The sequence below is a fragment of the Rhizobacter sp. P2_H3 genome (assembly GCF_056403355.1).
This window is the reverse complement of the sequence record NZ_JBFUFQ010000338.1, coordinates 1-4,439: the sequence shown is the minus strand read 5'-3', so window position 1 is coordinate 4,439 and position 4,439 is coordinate 1. Positions and strand designations below refer to the sequence as shown.

The window sequence follows — 4,439 nt, the reverse complement described above, 5'->3', positions numbered from 1 at the left end:
CGGCTGCGCAGCGCGGCCGAGCGGCTCGCCGCCTTGCGCCGGCGCCGCGGCTGGTCGGTGGCCGAGCGGCAGCTGGTCGCCTACCTCACCGGCGCCTGATCCCCTGCAACCCCCGAAAGGGCGTCCGGGCGCGCCCGGGGCGCTCGTCATAATCGCCGCCACAAGGACAGCGGTGGAGGGCCGATGAACTTCGTCTATGCGGTACTGGGCGGCCTGGTGGGCCTGGCGCTCGGCGGGCCGGCCGGTGGGCTGGTGATGCTGATCGTGACGCCGCTCGTGGTGTGGCAGATCCGCAAGTCGAAGCAGGCCGAGGCGGCAGCGCCGGCCGAGGAGGCCTGGCCCGGGATGCCGGACGAGGCGGCGATGCCGCAGGGCGCAGCGCCGATGATCGCCCCAGCAGCGCCGGATCTCGCGCAGCGCGTCGCGGCGCTGGAGCACGAGGTGAGCGCACTGCGGCTGCAGGTGCAGCGGCTGTCGGCTGGCGCGGTGACCGCCAGCGTGGAACCTGTCCCGGCGGCGGTGCCGGACACCGTCCTCGAACTCGATCTCGAACCGGTCCTCGAACCCCGGCCCGTGCCGAGTGCGGCCGCATCGATCGAACCCGCGGTCGCGTCGATCGCGGTGCCGGTCCCCGAACCCGTCCCCGCGCCGGTCCTCGAGCCTGCGGTGGCGACAGCCGCCGAGGAGCCCGCGGCACCCGCCCCGTGGACCGAGCCATCGCGCACGACCCCGCCGCCGCCGCCCATCGAACCCACGCTGCCGCTGCGCGACCGCCTGCCGCCGTTCCTCGCGCGCTGGATCTTCGGCGGCAACACCATCGTCAAGGTGGGCGTGCTGATCCTGTTCCTGGGCCTCGCGTTCCTGCTGCGCTATGTGGCCGAGCGCGCGACCCTGCCGGTCGAGTTCCGCTACGCCGGCGTCGCGTTGGTCGGGGTCGTGATGCTGGTGCTCGGCTGGCGCCTGCGTGACCGGCGCGATGCCGCCGGCGGCCAGGGCTACGGGCTGATCCTGCAGGGCGCCGGCATCGGCGTGTTCTACCTGACGGCGCTGGCGGCCTTGCGCCTGAACGGCTTGCTGCCGCCGGGCGCTGCCTTCGCGGTGATGGCGGTCGTCGCGGTGCTGGGTGCCGCGCTCGCGGTGCTGCAGAACGCGCCGTGGCTCGCCTACGTCTCAGTGGCCGAGGGCTTCCTCGCGCCGGTGCTGGTCTCCACCGGCGGCGGCAACCACATCGCGCTGTTCAGCTACCTCGCGGTGCTCGACGTCGGCATCTTCCTGATGGCATGGCACAAGGCGTGGCGGCCGCTGAACCTGATCGGCGCGGTCGGCACCTTCACGCTGGCCGGCGCCTGGGCGCAGGCGCACTACACCGACGCGCTGTACGCATCGACGCAGGCCTTCCTGCTGCTGTTCTTCGTGCTGTTCACCGCGATCGGCGTGCTGTTCGCGCGGCGCGCGCTGGCGCTGGGCGACGACCCTGCCGTGACCGATCCGCTGGCGCAGCGCGCGCGGCAGGCGCTGCAGCAGGTCGGGCGCGTCGACAGCGCGCTGGTGTTCGGCGTGCCGCTGGCGGCCTTCGGCCTGCAGTACCTGATGGTGAAGGAYACCGAATGGGGCGCGGCCTGGTCGGCGCTCGGCTTCGCGTTCTTCTACCTCGTGATCGGCGGCGCGTTGCTGCGCAGTGCGCGCATCCGCTATGCGCTGCTCGGCGAGGCGCATGTGATCGTCGGCGTGATCTTCGCCACGCTCGCGATCCCGCTAGCCCTGGAGGGCGCGTGGACCGGTGCCACCTGGGCCGTGGAGGCGGCCGGCATGTTCTGGCTCGGCGTGCGCCAGCATCGGCTCTACACCCGCGCGTTCGCGCTCGCGGTGCTGGCCGGCGCGGTGGTGCGGCTGGTGAGTGCGTTGTCGCTCGACCTCACGCCAGGCACGCCGCTGATCGACGGCTCGCTGATCGGCGTGCTGCTGATGCTGGGCAGCGTGCTCGCGATGTGGCGCGTGCATCACCGTCATCCGGCGGCGCAGCGTGCCGGATGGGAGCAGGGCAACGACATCGCGCTCCCCTGGCTCGCGGCCGGTGCGACGGCGCTGCTCGGATGGATGGTGCTGGTGCCGCTGTGGGCCTCGGTCGCGACCGCCTTGCTGGCGTTGGTGCTGGCGACGCTCGGCCACCGCTTTGCGCTGCGCGTGCTGATGGCCTGCGCGGGGGCCTWGCACCTGGTCGCGTTGGCGGGGCTGGCGGCTTCGCTGCACCTCGATCCGCTGGACGCGCCGCGCGACGGGTGGCCAGGGTTGGTCGCGGCCTTGCTGGTGGGTGGCAGCCTGCTCGCGACCGCGTGGCTGGAGCTGCGTGCTCAATTGCGGGCCATGGACGAGCGTGACGCGCTGCCGCAATGGTCGCTGGCGAGCGGCACCGCGTTGCTCGCCGGGCTGGCGGTGGTCGCGCTGGGGCTGCTGTGCGTGCTGCCGGCAGAACGCGCGGCGCTGGTGTGGCCGTGGCTGGGTGTCGGTGCCCTGTGGCTCGGCCTGCGCATCGCGCACCCGGCGCTGGCGTTCGGCTGGCTGCTGCTGGAGGTGGCTGCTGCCGTGGCGACGCTGGCCTTCGGGCCGGACCTGCTGGCGCATGCGCCGTTCGGCGGTTTGCGCCTGGGGCTGCCGCTGGGCCTCGCGCTGACCGGCTTGCTGGCCGGCGACGCGTTGCAACGCGCGGCGCGGCCGGAATCGAACGCGGCCCTCGCGTGGACGCGGCAGGCGGTCGTGCAATGGGGCATCGTCGGCTGGTCGCTGCTGTGGTGGGGGCTGATGCTGGTGCCGCAGGTGCTGCACCTGCTGCGCGACGCCGATGCGCGGGACGGCTGGCCGGCGGCGCTGGTCGGCTGCGTGGTCGCGAGCTCGGTGCTGGCGACGATGCTCGCGGCGTGGCGCCAGTGGCGCGTGCTCGGGCAGGCCACCGCGCTGACGCTGCCGTCGCTGGTGGTGATCGCGCTCGGCATGGCGGCGTTCGACATCACGCCGTCGGCCCACCTGGGCTGGCTGGCGTGGCCGGTGGCGTTGTTGTGGCATGTGCTGCTGCTGCGCCGGCAGGCGGCGTGGCTCGGCGGCTGGCCGCTGCAGGCGGTGCACGTGCTCGGGCTGTGGCTGTTCGTCGGTGTGGCGGCGGGCGAGCTGGCGGTGCATCTGTTCGACGCGGGGGAACCCGGTTCGGCCTGGCGCGTGCTCGGCTGGGTGCCGGTGATCGCCGCCGCGGTGTTCGCGCTGACGCGGCCGGCGGTGCTGCGCCGCTGGCCGGTGGCCGATTTCCGCGAGGCCTACCTGGTGGTCGGTGCGGCGCCGCTCGCGCTCGGCCTGCTGCTGTGGGTGTGGGGCGCGAASGCGCACGACGGCACGGCCGCGCCGCTGCCGTACCTGCCGCTGCTGAACCCGCTGGAGATCGGCCAGTGCCTCGCGCTGCTGGTGCTGGCGCTGTGGCTGCGCGCGCTGCCGCAGCCGGTGCGCGAGCGCGTGCCGCCGGCGGCCGTGCTGGGCGTGCTCGGCCTGAGCGCCTTCGCGGTCTACACCGGGCTGGTGCTGCGCCTGGCCCACCACGCGGCCGATGTGCCGTGGGACGAGGCTTCGCTGTTCGCGTCGACGCTGACGCAGGCGATGCTGTCGGTGGCCTGGTCGCTGGTCGGCGTCGGGCTGATGCTGCTGGGCCACCGGCGCGTGCTGCGCACGGTGTGGATCGTCGGCGCGGCGCTGCTGGGCGTCGTCGTGCTGAAGCTGTTCTTCGTCGAGCTGGCCGACCAGGGCGGGCTGTACCGCATCGTGTCCTTCATCGTGGTCGGCGTGCTGCTGCTGGTGGTGGGGTACTTCGCGCCGGTGCCGCCACGGCGCGCGGCGGCGGTCGACGCCGAGGTGGCAGCATGAACGCGCGTTGGATCGGGGCGGCGATGCTGGCCGTGTGGACGATGGCGGCGACGGCGGTTCCGCCCGCGGCGGGGCTCAAGCTGGAAGGCGCCGGGCCGTACTACACGCTCGAGCTGCCGCTCGCGTGGCAGCTGCAGGCCGGCACCGCCGACCTGCGCGGGCTGCAGCTGCGCAATGCGCTCGGCGAGCCGCTGCCCCATGCCTGGGCCGATGCAGCGCCCCCGGCGCAGCAGAGCCTGGCCACCGGCAGCGTGCCGGTCTTCAAGCTGCCCGCGGCGAAGCCGGCCAGGAAGGACGCGAAGGACGCGCCGGACGACACGCCGCGCGGCTGGGTGCTGGACCTGCGCGGCGTGAAGGGCTCGGTGATGGAGGTCGCGCTCGCCTTCCCCGAGCGCGCGAACGGCGCCTGGCCGGTCGCGGTGGAGGCGAGCGATGACCTGACGCAGTGGCGCATGGTGCGCACCGAGGTGCAGCTGGTGTCGCTGCAGCACCAGGAGCAGCGGCTGGACAGCAGCGTGATCGAGCTCGGTGGGGTG

At 74.0% G+C, this 4,439-nt stretch carries 2 protein-coding genes; both read left to right on the top strand.

Features of this window, described 5'->3' with window-relative positions:
• The first annotated feature begins 183 nt into the window (after positions 1–183).
• Positions 184–3,903 (top strand): DUF2339 domain-containing protein, encoded by a 3,720-nt coding sequence (locus tag AC1D1T_RS30270; RefSeq protein WP_477993137.1) that lies wholly within the window; start codon positions 184–186, stop codon positions 3,901–3,903.
• On the top strand, positions 3,900–4,439 hold a 540-nt coding region (locus tag AC1D1T_RS30265), incomplete at its 3' end, for a DUF3999 family protein (protein WP_477993135.1). The genes AC1D1T_RS30270 and AC1D1T_RS30265, both read left to right, overlap by 4 nt.